18 protein-coding genes are annotated in these 16,977 nt (G+C 69.2%); 8 read left to right on the forward strand and 10 right to left on the reverse strand.

Going from position 1 to position 16,977, the window contains the following annotated elements; translation table 11 throughout:
- Window positions 1–110: 110 nt before the first annotated feature.
- Genes rnr through dapE form a run of 4 tightly spaced genes read right to left on the reverse strand, consistent with a single transcriptional unit; the run spans window position 111 to window position 4,619 of the window.
- Window positions 111–2,393, reverse strand: coding sequence for a ribonuclease R (gene rnr, locus CEF10_RS07585; RefSeq protein ID WP_101067533.1), 2,283 nt, complete (start codon window positions 2,391–2,393; stop codon window positions 111–113).
- The gene (locus CEF10_RS07590) at window positions 2,390–3,022 is read right to left on the reverse strand and encodes a TIGR04282 family arsenosugar biosynthesis glycosyltransferase (protein WP_101067631.1); all 633 of its coding nucleotides are present in this window, start codon (window positions 3,020–3,022) and stop codon (window positions 2,390–2,392) included. Before CEF10_RS07590 ends, rnr begins: the two co-directional genes overlap by 4 nt.
- Window positions 3,023–3,045: 23 nt before the next feature.
- Window positions 3,046–3,468 (reverse strand): GNAT family N-acetyltransferase, encoded by a 423-nt coding sequence (locus tag CEF10_RS07595; protein ID WP_101067534.1) that lies wholly within the window; start codon window positions 3,466–3,468, stop codon window positions 3,046–3,048.
- Window positions 3,465–4,619: a succinyl-diaminopimelate desuccinylase gene (gene dapE, locus CEF10_RS07600; protein WP_101067632.1), complete on the reverse strand. Its 1,155-nt coding sequence runs from the start codon at window positions 4,617–4,619 to the stop codon at window positions 3,465–3,467. Before dapE ends, CEF10_RS07595 begins: the two co-directional genes overlap by 4 nt.
- A gap of 321 nt (window positions 4,620–4,940) precedes the next feature.
- Here dapE and CEF10_RS07605 point away from each other — a divergent pair, with 321 nt between their 5' ends.
- On the forward strand, window positions 4,941–6,050 hold the full coding sequence (locus CEF10_RS07605) for a Hint domain-containing protein (protein WP_101067535.1): 1,110 nt from the start codon (window positions 4,941–4,943) through the stop codon (window positions 6,048–6,050).
- Between the two features lie 10 nt (window positions 6,051–6,060).
- On the opposite strand, the gene CEF10_RS07610 is transcribed toward CEF10_RS07605, so the two are convergent.
- From CEF10_RS07610 to dapD, 3 genes are all read right to left on the reverse strand, one after another.
- Window positions 6,061–6,390, reverse strand: coding sequence for a hypothetical protein (locus CEF10_RS07610; RefSeq protein ID WP_101067536.1), 330 nt, complete (start codon window positions 6,388–6,390; stop codon window positions 6,061–6,063).
- Window positions 6,387–7,868 carry an FAD/NAD(P)-binding protein gene (locus tag CEF10_RS07615; RefSeq protein WP_101067537.1) on the reverse strand — a complete coding sequence of 494 codons (1,482 nt, stop codon included), beginning with the start codon at window positions 7,866–7,868 and terminating at the stop codon, window positions 6,387–6,389. Before CEF10_RS07615 ends, CEF10_RS07610 begins: the two co-directional genes overlap by 4 nt.
- A gap of 100 nt (window positions 7,869–7,968) precedes the next feature.
- A complete protein-coding gene (dapD, locus tag CEF10_RS07620; RefSeq protein ID WP_101067538.1) occupies window positions 7,969–8,796 on the reverse strand; it encodes a 2,3,4,5-tetrahydropyridine-2,6-dicarboxylate N-succinyltransferase in 828 nt (275 codons plus the stop codon).
- Window positions 8,797–9,072: 276 nt separating this feature from the next.
- Here dapD and CEF10_RS07625 point away from each other — a divergent pair, with 276 nt between their 5' ends.
- Together CEF10_RS07625 and CEF10_RS07630 are read left to right on the forward strand one after the other, a co-directional pair.
- Window positions 9,073–9,894, forward strand: coding sequence for an LOG family protein (locus tag CEF10_RS07625; protein WP_101067539.1), 822 nt, complete (start codon window positions 9,073–9,075; stop codon window positions 9,892–9,894).
- A 134-nt stretch (window positions 9,895–10,028) separates the two neighbouring features.
- Window positions 10,029–10,526: a YHS domain-containing (seleno)protein gene (locus tag CEF10_RS07630; RefSeq protein ID WP_232796437.1), complete on the forward strand. Its 498-nt coding sequence runs from the start codon at window positions 10,029–10,031 to the stop codon at window positions 10,524–10,526.
- 37 nt (window positions 10,527–10,563) lie between these two features.
- On the opposite strand, the gene CEF10_RS07635 is transcribed toward CEF10_RS07630, so the two are convergent.
- From CEF10_RS07635 to ribA, 3 genes are all read right to left on the reverse strand, one after another.
- Complete coding sequence (locus CEF10_RS07635) at window positions 10,564–10,755, reverse strand: hypothetical protein (protein WP_101067540.1); 192 nt, start codon at window positions 10,753–10,755, stop codon at window positions 10,564–10,566.
- An 87-nt stretch (window positions 10,756–10,842) separates the two neighbouring features.
- Complete coding sequence (gene rlmN / locus CEF10_RS07640) at window positions 10,843–12,018, reverse strand: 23S rRNA (adenine(2503)-C(2))-methyltransferase RlmN (RefSeq protein ID WP_101067541.1); 1,176 nt, start codon at window positions 12,016–12,018, stop codon at window positions 10,843–10,845.
- Window positions 12,019–12,204: 186 nt separating this feature from the next.
- Window positions 12,205–13,296, reverse strand: a complete 1,092-nt coding sequence (gene ribA, locus CEF10_RS07645; protein ID WP_101067542.1) for a GTP cyclohydrolase II — start codon at window positions 13,294–13,296, stop codon at window positions 12,205–12,207.
- A gap of 164 nt (window positions 13,297–13,460) precedes the next feature.
- On the opposite strand from ribA, the gene CEF10_RS07650 reads away from it, so the two are divergent.
- From CEF10_RS07650 to CEF10_RS07670, 5 genes are all read left to right on the forward strand, one after another.
- Window positions 13,461–14,147: a response regulator transcription factor gene (locus CEF10_RS07650; RefSeq protein ID WP_101067543.1), complete on the forward strand. Its 687-nt coding sequence runs from the start codon at window positions 13,461–13,463 to the stop codon at window positions 14,145–14,147.
- A 195-nt stretch (window positions 14,148–14,342) separates the two neighbouring features.
- Window positions 14,343–15,131, forward strand: coding sequence for an exodeoxyribonuclease III (locus CEF10_RS07655; RefSeq protein ID WP_101067544.1), 789 nt, complete (start codon window positions 14,343–14,345; stop codon window positions 15,129–15,131).
- Window positions 15,132–15,187: 56 nt separating this feature from the next.
- Window positions 15,188–16,105, forward strand: coding sequence for a thioredoxin (trxA, locus tag CEF10_RS07660; RefSeq protein WP_101067545.1), 918 nt, complete (start codon window positions 15,188–15,190; stop codon window positions 16,103–16,105).
- Window positions 16,106–16,131: 26 nt separating this feature from the next.
- Entirely contained in the window at window positions 16,132–16,776 is a 645-nt protein-coding gene (locus CEF10_RS07665; protein ID WP_101067546.1) for an LON peptidase substrate-binding domain-containing protein, read from the forward strand.
- A 38-nt stretch (window positions 16,777–16,814) separates the two neighbouring features.
- Window positions 16,815–16,970 carry a Trm112 family protein gene (locus CEF10_RS07670; protein ID WP_108723457.1) on the forward strand — a complete coding sequence of 52 codons (156 nt, stop codon included), beginning with the start codon at window positions 16,815–16,817 and terminating at the stop codon, window positions 16,968–16,970.
- Window positions 16,971–16,977 lie beyond the last annotated feature (7 nt).

The following is a 16,977-nucleotide window of genomic DNA, read 5'->3' on the forward strand; positions in this document are numbered from 1 at the left end:
GCCGGAATCGGAAGCATGCACCGCGACCGGTGCGGGGTTTCGCCGATCCGGTGCCGCGCCGGCGCGTCAGCCCGCGTCGTCGCGGTCAGCGCAAACGACACGGTCGCCTGTCAGCGGCGGCTGCGCTTGACCTTGCGCCTGGTCTTTTCGTCCTGCTTCTTCGCGCGTGCGAGCTTGCGCTTGGGTGGCTTGCCCTTCGCGGTGCCGCGTGGTGGCCGGGCCTTGCCGCGCGCCGGCCCCTCGGGCAGCGACTTGCCCTCGAGGCTGACCAGCTCCAGCGCGAGCCCGCCGGTGACCGGCGCGGCTTCGGAAAGCCGGACGGTGACGCGCTGGCCGACCTCGATGGTCAGCCCCGTGTCGGCGCCCATCAGCGTGCCTGCCTCGCGGTCGAAGTGGAAGAATTCGCGGCCCAGGCTGCGCACCGGGATCAGCCCGTCGGCGCCCGTTTCGTCCAGCCGCACGAAGACGCCGAACCTGGCCACGCCGCTGACGCGGCCGGTGAACTCTTCGCCGACGCGTTCCGACAGGAAGGCGGCGAGGTAACGGTCGTTGGTGTCGCGCTCAGCGGTCATGGAGCGGCGCTCGGTCTCGGAAATGTGCTGGGCGGTTGAATCCAGCCGCTCGATTTCCTGGGGGCTCAACCCGTCGTCGCCCCAGCCGTGGGCCGAGATCAGCGCGCGATGCACCACGAGGTCGGCATAGCGCCGGATGGGCGAGGTGAAATGCGCATAGGCCTGAAGGGCCAGCCCGAAGTGGCCGAAGTTCGACGGGGCGTAATAGGCCTGCGTCATCGCCCGCAGCGTCGACATGTTGATCAGCTCGGCGTGGTCCGTGTCCTCGGCGGCGTGCAGCAGCGCGTTGAGGTGCGATGTCCTGAGCACCTGCCCCTTGGCCAGCGTCAGCCCGGCGGAATCGGCGACCTCGCGCAGCGACTCAAGCTTTTCCGGCGCCGGTTCCTCGTGCACGCGGAACAGAAGCGGCGATTTCGCCGCGATCAGGGTTTCCGCGGCGGCCACGTTGGCCAGCACCATGAATTCCTCGATGAGCTTGTGCGCGTCCAGCCGCTCGGTGAAATTGACCGAGAGGACCTCGCCGGCCTCGCTGAGTTCCACCTTGCGCTCGGGCAGGTCCAGGTCGAGGGGCTGGCGCCTGCGCCGCGCTTCGTCCAGGGCCGCGTAGGCGTCGAACAGCGGATCGATCACCTCGTCCATCAGCGGTGCGCAGGTCTCGTCGGGATCGCCGTCGCGCGCCTGCTGCACCTGTTTGTAGGTCAGCGAGGCCGCCGAGCGCATCAGCCCGCGCACGAACCGGTGGCCGATCTTCTCGCCATGGGCGTCGATCTGCATGCGCACCGCGATGCAGGCGCGCGGCACCCCCTCGTGCAGCGAACACAGGTCTCCCGACAGCCGGTCGGGCAGCATGGGCACCACCCGGTCGGGGAAATAGCTGGAGTTGCCGCGCTTGCGCGCCTCGGCGTCGATCGGGCTGCCGGGGGTCACGTAACATGCCACGTCCGCGATGGCGACCCAGATGACGTGGCCGCCCTCGTTCTTCGGGTCGTCGTCGGCATGGGCCCAGACGGCGTCGTCGTGGTCGCGCGCGTCCGCCGGGTCGATCGTCACCAGCGGCATGTCGCGAAGATCCTCGCGGCCCGAAAGCCCCGCGGGCTTCATACGGTCGGCGGCCTCGATCACCGCGTCGGGGAATTCCGACGGAATGCCGTGCTGGTGGATGGCGATCAGCGACACCGCCTTGGGCGCCGAGGGGTCGCCGAGGCGCTCCAGGACGCGCGCCCTGGGCAGGCCCAGCCGCCCCTTGGGCCCGGCCTGCTCGGCCTCGACCAGTTCACCGTCCCGTGCGCCGCCCGTTGCATCGGCGGCCACCGCCCATTCCTTGCTGTCGCCCTTGTCGATGGGAACGATGCGCCCGCCTTCGTCGCCCTTGCGGAACACGCCGAGAACCTTGCGAGGGTTGGTGCCGATACGCCGGATCAGCCGCGCCTCGTAGTGGTGATCCTCGCCCCTCACCTCCTGCAGGCGGGCGAGGATGCGATCACCTTCGCCCAGGGCCGGGTCGGAGGCCCGCTGAACCATGAGAACGACCGGCTCCACCCCGTCACCGTGCCATTCCAGCGGCTTGGCCAGAAGGTCGCCGTCGTCGGTCTGGCCGGACACCTGCAGCACGCTCACGGGGGGCAGTTTCCCGGGGTCGCGGTAGGTCTTCTTGCGCTTCTCGAGGTGACCTTCCTCCTCGAGCTCCTTGAGCATCCGCTTGAGATCGACGCGCGCAGCCCCCTTGATCCCGAACGCCTTGGCGATCTCGCGCTTGGAGGTGAGGGTCGGGTTGTCCGAGATCCATTGCAGGATCTCGTCCTTCGAGGGCATCTTGCTCATGTCGTGGGCCTACCATGCCTGCGCGAGGCGTGCATCCGCGAAACATGCGCCAACGGTACTGCGGGCGGGGGCCGGTTCCGGCGCAGGTCCGCGGCGGTGTCCACGTCGGCCAGCGTGTCCGCGAAGGCGATGCGCGCCCCGCCAAGGCTCGCGACGCTGTCGGCCAGCGTGTGGGCGCTCGACCAGCGCACGCCCTCGAACAGCGTGGCGGGCGGCGGCGCCGTCCGCTTGAGGCCGACCAGCCAGAAACCGCCATCGGTCGCGGGGCCGAAGACGGCGTCGTTCTGGCCCAGCGCGGCGAAGGCCCGGGCGACGTGGGTGCGCCGCACACCCGGGATATCGCCGCCGACGATGCAGACCGGCCCGGGCGGCATGCCGCGCAGGATGCGGCCCATGCGGTCGCCCAGGTCGCCGCCGCCCTGCGCGATGCGCGGCAGGTGGGCGGGCCACGCGCGGGATGCGCGCGCGGCGCGGTCGGGGGCCACGGCCAGCACCAGCCGCCACCGGGGATCGTGCAACCGGCGCAGCAGCCGCGCCGTCTGGTGGCGTACCCACCATGTGGCCTCGATCCGGCCGATGTCGCGCGCCAGCCGGGTCTTGACCCGGCCCGGTCGCGGCTCCTTGAGCATGACGACCAGCTGGCGCGCGTGCGTCACAGCGCGCGCTCCATCGCGCGGTGCGGAATGCCCGCGTCGTCAAAGACGGGTCCGTGCGCGGTGAACCCGAGGTTTTCGTAGAACGCCAGTGCGTGGGTCTGTGCGCCGAGCGCGGCGCGGCTCACGCCCCCGAGCTTCCTCAGGTGGTCGAGGCAGGCGCGAATCAGCGCCGCGCCCAACCCAGTGCCCCGATGCTCGGGCAGAACGCAGACGCGCCCGATCTTGCCCGTATCGCCCTTGATCAGGATGCGGGCGCAGCCCACCGGCCGCCCGTCGAGCGTGGCCAGCAGGTGGTGGGCCGCGTCGTCGCGGCCGTCGCGCTCCTCGTCGGGCGAAACGCCCTGTTCCTCGATGAACACGCGCCGCCGCAGCGCGAGGCAGGCGTCGATGTCGTGCGTCGGGCCGATCGCCACGGTCACGCGAAGTACTCCCACAGGATGCGGGCGTAGACCGCCTTGAGCCGTCCGATCTGGTCCACGTCCACCCGTTCGTCCACCTGGTGCATGGTCTTGCCCACCAGCCCGAATTCCACCACCGGGCAATGGTCCTTGACGAAGCGCGCGTCGGACGTGCCGCCTGTCGTCGACAGCACCGGGGTGACGCCGGTTTCGGCCACCACGGCGCGCGACACCAGTTCGGACAATGGCCCCGGCGGCGTCAGGAAGCTTTCGCCCGACACCTTGACCTCCAGCCGGCCGGCCACGCCGAAGTCCGACGCGACTGCGTCAAGTTCCCGTTGCAGCCAGTCTGTCAGGCCCGCACCGCTGTGCAGGTCATTGAACCGGATGTTGACCACCGCCCGGCAGCTGGCCGGGATCACGTTGGTCGCCGGGTTGCCCGTGTCGATGCCCACCACCGCCAGAGTGGACGGGTCGAAGTGCTCCGTGCCCTCGTCAAGAGTGGCAGACGACAGCCGATCGGCCAGCCGCGCCATCGCGGGCAGCGGGTTGCGTGCGCGGTGCGGGTAGGCCGAGTGGCCCTGTTCGCCGGTGATCTCGATCCACGTGGTCAGCGAGCCGCGCCGCCCGATCTTGATCATCTCGCCGAAGGTGTGCGGGCAGGTGGGCTCACCCACCAGGCAGGCGTCCATCGCCTCGCCCGTCTGCTGCATCCAGTCGAGCAGGGCCGAGGTGCCGTCCACGGCATCGCCTTCCTCGTCGCCGGTGATCGCAAGGATGACCGCGCCGTCGCGGGGCGGAGCCTGCGAAACGAAATCCACCGCCGCGGCGGCAAAGGCGGCGACGCCCGATTTCATGTCGGTCGCACCGCGCCCCCAGAGCTGCCCGTCGCGGATCTCGGCACCGAAAGGGTCCACCGTCCACGCGTTCGCGTCTCCGACGGGGACCACGTCGGTGTGCCCGTTGAACCCGAAGGTCCGCGCAGCCCCCTTCGGGCCCCAGCGCGCGAACAGGTTCGCCACACCGCCTCGGTCCACGCGTGTGCAGGCAAAGCCCGCCGCGCTCAGCATCGTCTCCAGCAGGTGCAACGCGCCGCCTTCCTCGGGCGTGACCGACGGGCAGCGCACCAGTTGCCGGGTCAGGTCCACCGGATCGACAGGGGTATCGGGCATCCCTTTGGTCCTTTCTTGCGGTTCGATCATCTCTTGCCCTAGCCCGACACGCCCACGCGCGCAAACCGCAAGGCCCGCGTGCAGGGGTCACAGGCCCAAAATGCTTAACAGAACGGAGATTTTACTGTAGCAAGGCAAAAAACACCCGAGGCAGGACAACACCCGCGCGGCCGCACCGATGGCCGCGATCGAGCGGGCAGCAGACAACGTCCAAGGACTGTGGCGGCCGCGCCGCGGACCTGTCCGGCCTCGGAAAACGAGAGAGGCACCGATGCGGGCAGTCAGGCAAGGTCCTTGGCGCAGCCGCGGGGCCCGCGGCCGATGAGCGCGGGCTGGATCGGCCTGTGCACGCGCGATGGCGGGGCCTTCGACCCGGCCGGGCTGGGCGCGGCGCAGCACAAGCCGGCAGGCGATGTGCACGTGCGCCCCGACAGCCTGCTGCCGCGCGGCACGCTGCTGCTGGAAACGCGGCTTTCCCCGGACGGACGGCCCGAGACCTTGCTGGGCTTCGACAAACGCCATCCGTGGCGGGCCAGCCTGACGGTCAAGGTCCTGCCCGGCGGCGGTTTCGTGCTGGTCGTGGCCCAGGGGGACGACGTTCGCCATGCCACCCTGCCGCATCATCCCGACGGCCGGAGCGACGCGGTGCGGCTGAGCTACAGCTGGGATGCGCCCGCCCGGAGCGGGCGGCTTACGCTGGAGCGCCCGGAAAACGACCGTGTCGTGACGGTCCCCCTGAGCAACCCGCCGCCGTTGCCCCTTGCCGACCTTCAGGAAATGATCGCCCGTCCCACCGGGCGGGCTTCGAACGGCCCGGTGACGTTCTTCGCGTTGTCCGACCGGGTGGAACCGGTTGGCCCCATGCCCGGCATGACCGGCCGGTTGCCTGTCGCCACGCCCCGAGGCTTGTGCGAGGTCCGCGCGTTGCGGCGTGGCGACACCGTGCTGTCGGCCACCGCCGGCGGCGCCGTGCCGGTGCTGCGCGCGGTGCGCCGAACCGTTCCCGCCTTTGGCAGCCTCAGGCCCGTGCGCCTGCGCGCACCCTATTTCGGGTTGCGGTGCGATGTCATGGTTGCGCCGGAAAAGCGCCTCGTCGTGGGGGGCGCGGACGTGGAATACCTGTTCGGTTGCGAGGCGGTGCTCGTGCCGGCGCGGCATCTGGTCAACGGCGTGTCCGCGTTGCGCGCGACCGGACCGTTGCTGGTGACGTATCACGATCTTCTGCTGCCCGCGCACGAACCGGTGCCGTGCGGTGGCGGTGCGGCCCTGGAAAGCCTGTTCATCGGGCGCATCCGGCGCCGGCCCGAGGATCTGGCCGCCAGCATACTGGCCGGGGCGGAACGGGCCCATCTGCCCGAGCACGCCGCGCCCGCCTGGCCGGTGCTGCGGCCGACCGAGGCGATCACGCTCGCGGAAACGCGCGCGGCCTGATCGGGCGGGTTCAGTCGAAGAAGGGGGTGACCTGTGCCACGATCACCGCGTTTTCCTCCAGCGCACGGTCCATCAGCGCGCGTTCCTCGTCGCTGATGTCGTGGCCCTCGGCCTCGCGCTCGGCCAGCGTGCCGTAGCCCGAGACATCCAGCGGCGCGGTGTCGGCCTTCTTCAGCACGGCGACGGTTTCGCGCACCGCCTCCTCCTCGTCGACGCCAGAGGCATAGACCATGAGCGCCGCGCCGGTCGCGTCCTCCGGCAGCCCGTCGCCCGCCTTGCGGCCGATTTCCACCAGAAGGGTATAGACCTGCTGCCGACCGGGCCCGTTCTTCGTGTTCATGCGGAATGCTCCCTGGTCCCGTGAACGGCGGCGTTGGCCGCGGCGATCAGGTGCCGCAGGCGGATGCCGTTGTAAAGCGGATAGGCCTCCACGTCACCGCCGATCACGGTGACCGCGGGGGATGCGTAGCGCAGGCGTGCATGTGCGGCCTCGAACCCCGGGCCGACCTCGATGCCGCCGCTGACCGGGCATGTCACGAGCCAGCCGCGCCGGATCAGCGCATCGGTCAGCGGGTCGAAGGCCGGAGGTGTGCCACGTCCCGCGCAGGACACGGCAAGGGCCGCGTCGATGGTTGCGCACGCGCCCGATGCCGTCTCGATATGCAGCCGGCATCCCGCCGGCCCGGGGGAAAGGGACCGTAACCCGGCGGCGTGCAAGCGCACCCGGCCGGTTGCGCGAAGTCGCGCGAGATCGTGCAGGCTGTCGGGCGTGCCGCGTGTCACGCGCCGCTCGAGGCGGGTTCCGGCGCGGCGTGCCTCATGATCGTTCACGATCAGCTGGTTGAGCGGCACGCGGTCGAACAGATCGAGGTAACGGTTCCGCAGCGCCATCTCGGCGCCAGGTCCCCTGGCGGCGGCGTTTGCCATGTCGGCGTCGAACGCCGCAAGAAACGCGTGGGCCGTCGCGTAGGGGCCGCAGATCGCCGGGGCCGGCGTCGGTGGCAAAGGACCCGTTTCGTAGGCAGGCTGGGGCCGGCCCGAGGGGGCGACTGCCACCATGTCGATGCGGTCCTCGGGCACCACCGCCTGCAACAGCCGGAGTACGTCGAGCATCGCGGACCCGCTGCCGATGACGGCGATGCGTCCGCCCGCCCGCGCCGTTTCGGCGACGGCGGCCTCGTTGCCATAAAGGGGGCCCACCGCGTGCGGCCATGCCTCACCCGGAAATCGCTGGGGCCGCCAGCCGCCGGGGGCGAGGTCCACGCTGTCCGCCTGCAGTGCGGTGCCGTCCGCAAGCGTCACGATGAAGGCATTGCCCGCCGCCTCGATCCCCGTGGCGCGGATCGCGCGGCGCGTGACGGTCACGCCGGTCGCGGTCTGCAGGGCAAGGGCACGTTCGACCCGGCCACACCAGTAGTCCCCGAAAATCGCGCGTGGCAGGAAAAGCGATTCGACCTCGCCCCGGCTTGCCCGCGGCTCCGCCACCCGGAGCCAGTCCGGCCGCCGACCCGTCATCGTCGCGCGGATCTCGGTCCAGTTCTCGCGGACCCACGCGGGAAATTCGGGGTCAACGACATCGGCCGGCTGGTTCAACAGAAAGGCGTGGCGCCAGGGCGCGTCGGCGGCATGGTCCTGGTAGGCCAGTCCACGGCCGGGGTGTGCGGCCTCCGGCCCGACGATCGTCAGCCGGTCACCGGGATCCAGCGGCACTGTCGCGGCGAAAGCCGCGCCGCTCAGCCCGTCACCGACGACGACGTGGTGCCGGCCCGGGCTGTCGGCAGAGGGGGAAAAGGCCGGGTTCACGTCCGAAGGCTTCATGCGGCGCGATCATGCAGCGCGCCGCGGAGGGTGCGGCGCGTCTGCGTGCCTATCACGGCGGGACGCCCGCGCAAAGCCGGCGCCGCCATGCCGATCGTCCTCAGTCGCGCAACAACTCGTTGATGCCGGTCTTTTGGCGGGTCTGCTCGTCGACCCGCTTCACGATCACCGCGCAGTAGAGGTTGAGGTCGTTCTTGGTGGGCATGGAGCCCGAGACGACGACGGAGTACGGCGGGACCTCGCCCATGAACACCTCGCCGGTCTCGCGGTCCACGATCTTGGTGGACTTGCCGATGTAGACGCCCATGCCCAGAACCGAGCCCTCGCGCACGATGCAGCCCTCGACGACCTCTGACCGCGCGCCGATGAAACAGCCGTCCTCGATGATCGTGGGATCGGCCTGCAGCGGCTCCAGCACGCCGCCGATGCCCACGCCGCCCGAGAGGTGAACGTTCTTGCCGATCTGCGCGCAGCTGCCGACGGTGGCCCAGGTATCGACCATCGTGCCCTCGTCGACATGGGCGCCGAGGTTGACGAAGCTGGGCATCAGAACCACGCCCGGCGCGATGTGCGCCGAGCGGCGCACCACGCAGTTGGGCACCGCGCGGAACCCCGCGGCCTTCCACTGCGCGTCGTCCCAGCCGGCGAACTTGCTGTCCACCTTGTCCCACCAGCCGCCGCCCTGCGGACCGCCCGACTGGTGTTCCATGTCCTTGATGCGAAAGCCCAGAAGCACGGCCTTCTTGGCCCACTGGTTGACGTGCCAGTTGCCGTCGGCGCCCGGCTCGGCCACGCGGAGGCGGCCGGCGTCGAGCGCGTCGAGCGTTTCCTCGATGGCGTCCCGGGCTTCGCCGGTTGTGGCGGGGGTGATCTGGTCGCGCGCCTCCCAGGCGGCCTCGATCGCGGCTTCGAGCTGGGTGTCGGACATCGTGCGGGCTCCCCTCGTGCAATCAGTGTGTCTTGGCCATGGCGTATAAGGCCACGGGACGCGGGGCGCAATGCGACGGGACGGGGCGCGTTCGCGGCACAATGACCTGCCGACGCGCGCAATGGCGCAGGACCGACATCGGGGGCATGCCGTGGGCCGCGTGCGCCGCGGCCGATGCAGCCCCCAAGGCATGCGCGCGCCGACGGGAATGCACTCACTGGTCAAGGCTGCGCCGACGCTTTACGGCTGGACCGACGCCCAGGAGGACAGCACCAGATGAACGACGATCGCCACAGCCGCTTTCGCGATGCGCAGACCGACCGCACTGTCGCCGACAAGGTGCCCGACACGCCGCAGACGCGGGCGCCCGCCTACCGGCTCGCCTTCGCCGACCCCGATTTCATGCTCCGTGACGAGCTCCGCCCGGTGCGCCTTCAGCTCGAACTGCTCAAGCCGGAGCTGATCCAGGACGAGCGCGGCATCGACAGCACCGTCGTCCTGTTCGGCGGCGCGCGCATTCCCCGCCCGCAGGACAAGGCCGCCGCGCGCACCGAGACACTGGCCGAGCTGTCGCGCTTCTACGACGAGGCGCGCGACTTCGCCCGCATGATCACCGAGAAATCCGTGGCCAGCTACGGCCGCGAATACGTCATCGCCACAGGCGGCGGCCCCGGCGTCATGGAGGCGGGCAACCGCGGCGCGTTCGAGGCGGGGGGATCCTCGATCGGCCACAACGTCGTGCTGCCGCACGAGCAGGCCCCCAACGAATACGTCACGCCGGGGCTGTGCTTCAATTTCCATTACTTCGGCATCCGCAAGATGCATTTCCTGATGCGGGCCAAGGCGATCTGCGTGTTTCCCGGCGGCTTCGGCACCCTCGACGAGATGTTCGAGGCGCTCACCCTGATCCAGACCGATCGCATGGCGCGCGTGCCCTTCCTGCTGTTCGGCGAGGCGTTCTGGCGCCGGATCATCAATTGGGAGGCCCTGGCCGAGGCCGGCACGATCTCTGACGAGGACCTCGACCTGTTCCGTTTCGTGGAAACCGCCCAGGAGGCGATGGAGGCCATCGAGACCTGGTACGCGCCGGACGGCTGATGCCCGCTCACGCGCGCCTTGCGCGCATGTGATGGCAAGCGAGGCGAATTGAATTCCCCGTCGCGACGCGGGCGCCTAGCCTGCCCGTGCGTGGCGTGCACTACCGCGCTCCACGTCGAAAAGGAGGAATTCCGATGACCATCACCAGACGCAACATTCTGGCCGTGGGCCTGTCCGCGATGACGGTCACAGGTGTGCCCACGGCGCTGCTGGCCGGCTCCGCGGGCGGGGCCGCCATGAACGCAGGGCCCGACGGGGTCATGCTCAAGGGTCACGACCCGGTGGCCTATTTCACGCGAGGCGCGGCCGTGAAGGGCACGCCGGACATCGCGGCGCGGCACGACGGGGTGACCTATCATTTCGCGTCCGCAGAGCACCGCGAGATGTTCCGCGCCAACCCGGACAAGTTCGCCCCGGCCTACGGCGGGTTCTGCGCCATGGGCACGGTCATGGGCATCAAGCTCGACACCGACCCGGCCCTGTTCCGCGTCGTCGACGATCGGCTCTACCTCAACACGTCCGAACCCGCGCAGGCGCGCTGGCTGACTGACGTGCCGGACCACATTGCGCGGGCCGACGAGAAATGGACGCAGATCCGCGACACCCCGGCGGCGGAGCTTGAGCCGAACTAGGGCGCGGGCCCGCCTGCAGGCGGCCGCGGCTGGCCGGTCACGCCGGCAGGTCGCAAACGGCCGCGCCGCGAACCAGCGAGGTCACGACGCGCCCTTCGGCCGTGTCCCGGATGGCGTAGCCGTGGCCGCGCAGGCGGTGCATCCATTCGCGTTCGGAAACGGCCATGCGGCGTTCGCGCATCACCAGGGCGCGGATGTCGTCGGGGCGTGTGCTGCTCGAAGTCATCATCGTTTCTCATCCTTCGACGATTGTTTCGAGATCGAAGGTGATCAACGCTGATGGCGACAATCGTTCCCGATTGCGGCGATCACTGGGTCATAATTTGGCGTCGGCCATGATCTCGCGCCGCGATTTGCGTCCGCGCTCGGTGTCCGACTTAAGCTGCCCGCAGGCGGCCATGATGTCCTCGCCGCGCGGCGTGCGGATCGGGCTGGCGTAGCCGGCCTTGTAGACGATGTCGGCAAAGGCCTCGATCCGGTCCCAGTCGCTGCGCGCGTGCGGCGCGCCGGGCCATTCGTTGAACGGGATCAGATTGATCTTGGCCGGAATTCCCTCGATAAGCTTGACCAGCCGGCGCGCGTCGGCGTCGCTGTCGTTGACATCCCGCAGCATCACGTATTCGAAGGTGATCCGTTCGGAGTTGGACAGCCGCGGATAGGCGCGCAACGCCTCCAGCAGCGTTTCGATGTTCCACTTGCGATTGATCGGCACCAGCCGGTCGCGCACCTCGTCCGTGGTGGCGTGGAAGCTCACCGCCAACTGGCAGCCGATCTCGGCGCCCGCGCGCGCGATCTCGGGGACAACGCCGCTGGTCGACAGCGTGATGCGCCGCCGCGACAAAGAGATACCCTCGCCGTCCATCGCGATCTGCATCGCGTCGCGGACGTTCTCGAAATTGTAGAGCGGCTCGCCCATGCCCATCAGGACGATGTTCGACAGCAGGCGCGTTTCGTCGCGCGGCACGCCGCGCTCCGGCCATTCGTCAAGGTCGTCGCGTGCCATCATGATCTGGCCGACGATCTCGCCGGCGGTGAGGTTGCGCACCAGCTTCTGCGTGCCGGTGTGGCAGAACGAACAGGTCAGCGTGCACCCCACTTGGCTGGAAATGCACAGCGTGCCACGGTCCGCCTCGGGGATGTAGACGACCTCGACCTCGTGGCCGCCGGCGATGCGCGCGAGGTACTTGCGCGTGCCGTCGGCGCTGACCTGGCGGCTGACCATCTGCGGGATCTCGATGACGAAATGCTCGGCGAGTTCCTTGCGATAGGCCTTCGACAGGTTGGTCATCGCCGCGAAGTCGCGCACGCCCCACTGGTATATCCACTGCCAGATCTGTCCGGCGCGCATCTTGGCCTGACGCTCGGGCGTGCCCATGGCGACCAGGGCCGCGCGCAGCGCGGGCCGGGTCAACCCGACGATGTTGACCGGTCCCTCCGGCAGCTTGCGGGGGATCGTGGCCACGTCCTGCGTGATCGGGGCGGTATCGCTCATCGTCTCCGGGCTCCTGTCTCGCGCGATGCGGCTACATATAGGATTCGACAAGCGATGCCAAAACCTCTTTGCCCGGACGGGCAGTGCACAGCGCGCAGCGTTCTTCACCTTGGGCAAAATACTCCGGGGAGCGCGAGGGGCAGCGCCCCTCGCCTGACGGACATGCGCGCCGCCAGGCGCTCCGCTTCATAACAGGTGGCCGGATTTCGCCGCCTTGGTCGCAAGGTAGGCGCGGTTGTGATCCGTCTCGCCCACCTTCAGCGGCACGCGCTCGGTCACGTTGATGCCGTTGGCCTCCATCATCGCGATCTTGCCGGGGTTGTTGGTCAGCAGGCGGACGTCCGAGAACCCCATGGATTTCAGTATCTGCGCGCCGATGCGGAAATCGCGCTCGTCGTCCTCGAAGCCCAGCCGGTGGTTGGCCTCGACGGTGTCGAAGCCCTGGTCCTGCAGGGAATAGGCGCGCATCTTGTTGGCCAGCCCGATGCCACGTCCCTCCTGGCTGAGGTAGAGCAGGACGCCGGTTCCCTCCGCGCCCATCTGCGCCAGCGCGCCACGCAGCTGCGGGCCGCAGTCGCATTTCAGGCTGCCCATCAGGTCCCCGGTGAAACAGGCCGAGTGCAACCGCGCGAGCACGGGCAGGTCGCGCCGGGGCTGGCCGATCTCGACGGCATAATGTTCCTCGCCGCCGTCCTCGGGGCGGAAGACATGCAGCCGCCCCGCCTCGGACACTTCCAGCGGCAGGCGCGCATTGACGACCGGGTGCAGCGGGCTGCCGGCGGCCAGCCTCTCGTGCGCCTGCTCGGCGGCGATGACGCTCAGCCGGTTCTCCTCGGCGAAGCGCTGGGCGCCGGCGAAGACCTGTACCAGCACCGCCGGCAGAAGCCGGGCGGATTTCACCAGCCGGAGCGCCATGCGATGCAGGCTCGCATCGCCGCCGCGCTCGGTGATCAGCGGGCCCTTCATCGGCGTCTTGAGGTCGTCGGCCGGGTCGGCCACGCCGCGGATCCACGTCAGCGTCGCGTCCTCCGGCACGCTCACGCGGGCAAGGTCGCCGTCATAGGCCCGTGCCTTGAGCGTGGCCGCGCGGCGCCCGCTGATCGCAAGGACCGCGCCCCCGCCCAGCGCGTGCAGCGCCGACAGGCGCCGCGCGTCCAGCGTCTCGGCCGCCAGCACCAGCGCGGCGGTTTCACCGGCGGTGATCACCACCGGCACGCCCATGCGCAGGTCGGCGCGCGCGCGGGCGAGTGTTTCGGATATGTCCGGGGCGAGGCTCATGGTCGGGCGGGCACTGGTTTCGATCCGTCCACACATATAGGTGCCGCCGGCAAATTGAAATATTCCCTCGCGCGGTGACACGTGGGCGTGAGGGGGCTGTAGCACATCTTGTCCGCTCCGGTGCGCGGCCGCATGTTGGCCAAAGAGAAACGGAAAGGACAGCCATGGGACAGCTCAAGAAAATCCTGCTGGTCGATGACGATGACGACCTGCGCGAAGCCCTGAGCGAACAGCTCGTGATGACCGAGGATTTCGACGTCTTCGAGGCGGCGAACGGGTCCGAGGCAATGACCAAGGCCCGCGACGGCATCTACGATCTGGTGATCCTCGACGTCGGTCTGCCCGACACCGACGGGCGCGAGTTGTGCCGGCTGATGCGCAAGCAGGGCGTGAAGGCGCCGATCATGATGCTCACCGGCCACGACGGCGACGCCGACACGATTCTCGGCCTGGATGCGGGCGCCAACGACTACATCACCAAGCCGTTCAAGTTCCCCGTGCTTCTGGCGCGGATCCGTGCCCAGTTGCGCCAGCACGAACAGTCCGAGGACGCGGTGTTCCAGCTCGGCCCCTACACCTTCAAGCCGGCGATGAAGATGCTCGTCGACGAAGCCGACAAGAAGATCCGGCTGACCGAGAAGGAAACCAACATCCTCAAGTACCTCTACCGCTCCACCGAAGGCGTGGTACCGCGCGACGTGCTTCTGCACGAGGTCTGGGGCTACAACGCCGGCGTGACGACACACACGCTGGAAACCCACATCTATCGTCTGCGCCAGAAGATCGAGCCCGACCCGGCCAACGCCCGGCTTCTCGTGACCGAATCCGGCGGCTACCGCCTTCTGGCCTGAGCGCGCGGGCTTGATCGAAGTCAAAGCGGAATCCGCCAGGCACCTTTAGCTTCATTCCGATCCCGTCGCATGCGCGGGTTATCGCATGCACCTCCCTGTTGGACTGGCCCCGGCTCTGCCGGGGTCTTTTTTGTTGCGCACACCCGGGCGGGCTGGCATCCCCGAGCCGCGCGATCCCCGTGCCGGAGCCTGACCATGCCCTTCACCCTTGCCACCTGGAACATCAACTCGGTCCGCTTGCGCGAGGGCCTTGTTCTGCGCCTGCTGGAACAGGAGGCGCCCGACATCCTGTGCCTGCAGGAATGCAAGAGCCCGGTCGAGAAGATTCCCACCGAGGCCTTCCGGGACCTGGGCTACGGCCACATGGTTGCGCGCGGCGAGAAGGGCTACAACGGCGTGGCCATCCTGTCGCGCCTGCCGCTTCAGGATGCGGGCGACCTGGATTTCGCCGCCCTGGGGCAGGCCCGCCATGTGGCGGCGCGGCTGGAGGACGGCACGCTGATCCACAACTTCTACGTGCCCGCCGGCGGCGACAAGCCCGACCGCGCGGTGAACGAGAAGTTCGGCCAGAAGCTCGATTACGTGGCCGGCCTCCGGGACTGGCTGCGCGACAACCGGCCCGAACGGTCGATCCTCGTGGGCGATCTGAACATCGCCCCGCGCGAAGACGACGTGTGGGACCACAAGAAGATGCTCAAGGTGGTCAGCCACACGCCGGTCGAGGTGGACCACCTGACCGATGCGCAGGAGGCCGGCCGCTGGGTGGACGTCACCCGCGCGGATATTCCCGACGGCCGGCTCTACAGCTGGTGGTCCTACCGTGCGCGGGATTGGGCGGCGTCGGATCGCGGCCGGCGGCTCGACCATGTCTGGGCGTCGCCGGACATTGCACGGGCGGCGCACGGCAGCCGCATCCTGCGGGACGCGCGCGGCTGGGACAAGCCCAGCGATCACGCGCCGGTCTTTGCCGAATTCGACCTTTGAATTCGCCGTCTGGCTTCCTCATATAGGGGGCAATCGATCAAAAGGATGATGAAACGATGCTGGAACTGGGCCAGAACCAAAACGCGCCGGCAGCGGGCGATCTGATCAAGGATGTGGGCGAGGCCGACTTCATGGCCGAGGTCGTGGAGGCCTCCAAGACCGTGCCGGTCATCGTCGATTTCTGGGCGCCGTGGTGCGGCCCGTGCAAGACACTGGGCCCGGCGCTGGAGGAGGCCGTGAAGAAGGCGGGCGGCGCCGTCAAGATGGCCAAGGTCAACGTGGACGAGAACCAGATGATCGCCGGGCAGCTGCGCATCCAGTCGCTCCCGACGGTCTATGCCTTCTGGCAGGGCCAGCCGGTGGACGGCTTCCAGGGCGCCTTGCCGGCGTCGGAACTCGATGCCTTCATTCAGCGCGTGATCCAGGCCGCGGGCGGCGAGACCGGCGGCGGGCTGGACGAGGCCGTCGAAGCTGCCGAGCAGATGCTCGAGGAAGGCGCGGCGTCGGATGCCGCGCAGACCTTCGCGGCGATCCTGCAAGAGGACGCGAAGAACGCCAAGGCCTATGCCGGCATGGTGCGCGCGCATCTCGCGATGGACGATCTCGACCAGGCCGAGGCGATCCTCAACGGTGCGCCGGCCGAAATCAGCGAGGCGCCGGAACTGGAAGCCGCCCACGCTCAGCTCGAGCTGGCCAAGCAGGCCGCCGAGGCCGGGCCGGTGGCCGACCTGCGCGCGAAGGTCGAGGCCGATCCCGACGATCACCAGGCGCGGTTCGACCTCGCGCAAGCGCTTTATGCCGGCGGCCAGACCGAGGAGGCGGTCGAGGAATTGCTGGAGCTGTTCCGCCGCGATCGCGAATGGAACGACGAGGCGGCCAAGCAGCAGCTTTTCAAGATCTTCGAGGCGCTCAAGCCCGACGACCCGGTCGTGCAGCGCGGGCGCCGCCGCCTGAGCTCGATGATATTTGCCTGAACCGGCCCGCGGCCTAGGTTAGCGGCATGATCAACCAAGCCGATCTGCCCGATACCGTGCCGGTCTTCCCGCTGCCCGGTGCGCTGCTGCTGCCGCGGTCGCGCCTGCCGCTGCACCTGTTCGAGCCGCGCTACCTTGCGATGCTCGAGGACGCGCTGAAAACGCCCGAGCGGCTGATCGGCATGGTGCAGCCCAACGAGGTGCCCGGGCGCGGCGGCACGGGGCTGCAGACCATCGGCTGCGTCGGCCGCGTCACGCAGTTCTCGGAAACCGAGGACGGCCGCTACATGATCACGCTCACCGGTCTGTCGCGGTTCCGCGTCTGCGAGGAGGTCGACGGCTTCACCCCGTACCGTCGCGCGCGGGTCGACTGGGCGGGGTTCGAGCGTGACCTCGGGCCGGCGGACAGCGACCCGGGGTTCGATCGCGCGGCCTTCATGCGGCTGCTGTCCCGGTACTTCGAGGCGCGCGAACTGCGCACGGACTGGGAGACACTCAAGGAGGCCGACGACGAACTGCTGATCAACTCGCTGTCGATGCTTCTGGGTTTCGAGCCGGAGGACAAGCAGGCGCTTCTCGAGGCGCCGTCGCTGAGCACGCGGCGTGAAACGCTGGTGACGCTGATCGAATACGCCCTGCGCGGCGGCGACGACGAGGAGATCATCCAGTGACCGCACAGCCCCCGGCCCACCCGGCCTTCGATCGCCGGATGCTCGAGGCGCTGATCTGCCCCAAGACGCAGACCGTGCTGCGGTACGATGCCGAGCGGCAGGAACTGGTCAGCAAGGCGGCCAACCTTGCCTACCCGATCCGGGGCGGCATCCCGGTCATGCTGGAAGACGAGGCGCGGGTCCTGGACGACTGACGGCTGG

It is taken from the genome of Roseovarius salinarum, assembly GCF_002834145.1.
GTDB lineage: Bacteria > Pseudomonadota > Alphaproteobacteria > Rhodobacterales > Rhodobacteraceae > Roseovarius > Roseovarius salinarum.

What these genes read in the sequence shown, in the direction of transcription:
- dapD (WP_101067538.1), bottom strand. Translation starts at nt 8,796, where the DNA reads ATGTCCGACACCCAGCTCGAAGCCGCGATCGAGGCCGCCTGGGAGGCG.
- CEF10_RS07630 (WP_232796437.1), top strand. Translation starts at nt 10,029, where the DNA reads ATGACCATCACCAGACGCAACATTCTGGCCGTGGGCCTGTCCGCGATG.
- rlmN (WP_101067541.1), bottom strand. Translation starts at nt 12,018, where the DNA reads ATGAGCGATACCGCCCCGATCACGCAGGACGTGGCCACGATCCCCCGC.
- CEF10_RS07605 (WP_101067535.1), top strand. Translation starts at nt 4,941, where the DNA reads ATGAGCGCGGGCTGGATCGGCCTGTGCACGCGCGATGGCGGGGCCTTC.
- CEF10_RS07650 (WP_101067543.1), top strand. Translation starts at nt 13,461, where the DNA reads ATGGGACAGCTCAAGAAAATCCTGCTGGTCGATGACGATGACGACCTG.
- CEF10_RS07610 (WP_101067536.1), bottom strand. Translation starts at nt 6,390, where the DNA reads ATGAACACGAAGAACGGGCCCGGTCGGCAGCAGGTCTATACCCTTCTG.
- CEF10_RS07655 (WP_101067544.1), top strand. Translation starts at nt 14,343, where the DNA reads ATGCCCTTCACCCTTGCCACCTGGAACATCAACTCGGTCCGCTTGCGC.
- trxA (WP_101067545.1), top strand. Translation starts at nt 15,188, where the DNA reads ATGCTGGAACTGGGCCAGAACCAAAACGCGCCGGCAGCGGGCGATCTG.
- CEF10_RS07635 (WP_101067540.1), bottom strand. Translation starts at nt 10,755, where the DNA reads ATGATGACTTCGAGCAGCACACGCCCCGACGACATCCGCGCCCTGGTG.
- CEF10_RS07615 (WP_101067537.1), bottom strand. Translation starts at nt 7,868, where the DNA reads ATGAAGCCTTCGGACGTGAACCCGGCCTTTTCCCCCTCTGCCGACAGC.
- CEF10_RS07670 (WP_108723457.1), top strand. Translation starts at nt 16,815, where the DNA reads ATGCTCGAGGCGCTGATCTGCCCCAAGACGCAGACCGTGCTGCGGTAC.
- CEF10_RS07625 (WP_101067539.1), top strand. Translation starts at nt 9,073, where the DNA reads ATGAACGACGATCGCCACAGCCGCTTTCGCGATGCGCAGACCGACCGC.
- rnr (WP_101067533.1), bottom strand. Translation starts at nt 2,393, where the DNA reads ATGAGCAAGATGCCCTCGAAGGACGAGATCCTGCAATGGATCTCGGAC.
- CEF10_RS07590 (WP_101067631.1), bottom strand. Translation starts at nt 3,022, where the DNA reads ATGCTCAAGGAGCCGCGACCGGGCCGGGTCAAGACCCGGCTGGCGCGC.
- ribA (WP_101067542.1), bottom strand. Translation starts at nt 13,296, where the DNA reads ATGAGCCTCGCCCCGGACATATCCGAAACACTCGCCCGCGCGCGCGCC.
- dapE (WP_101067632.1), bottom strand. Translation starts at nt 4,619, where the DNA reads ATGCCCGATACCCCTGTCGATCCGGTGGACCTGACCCGGCAACTGGTG.
- CEF10_RS07665 (WP_101067546.1), top strand. Translation starts at nt 16,132, where the DNA reads ATGATCAACCAAGCCGATCTGCCCGATACCGTGCCGGTCTTCCCGCTG.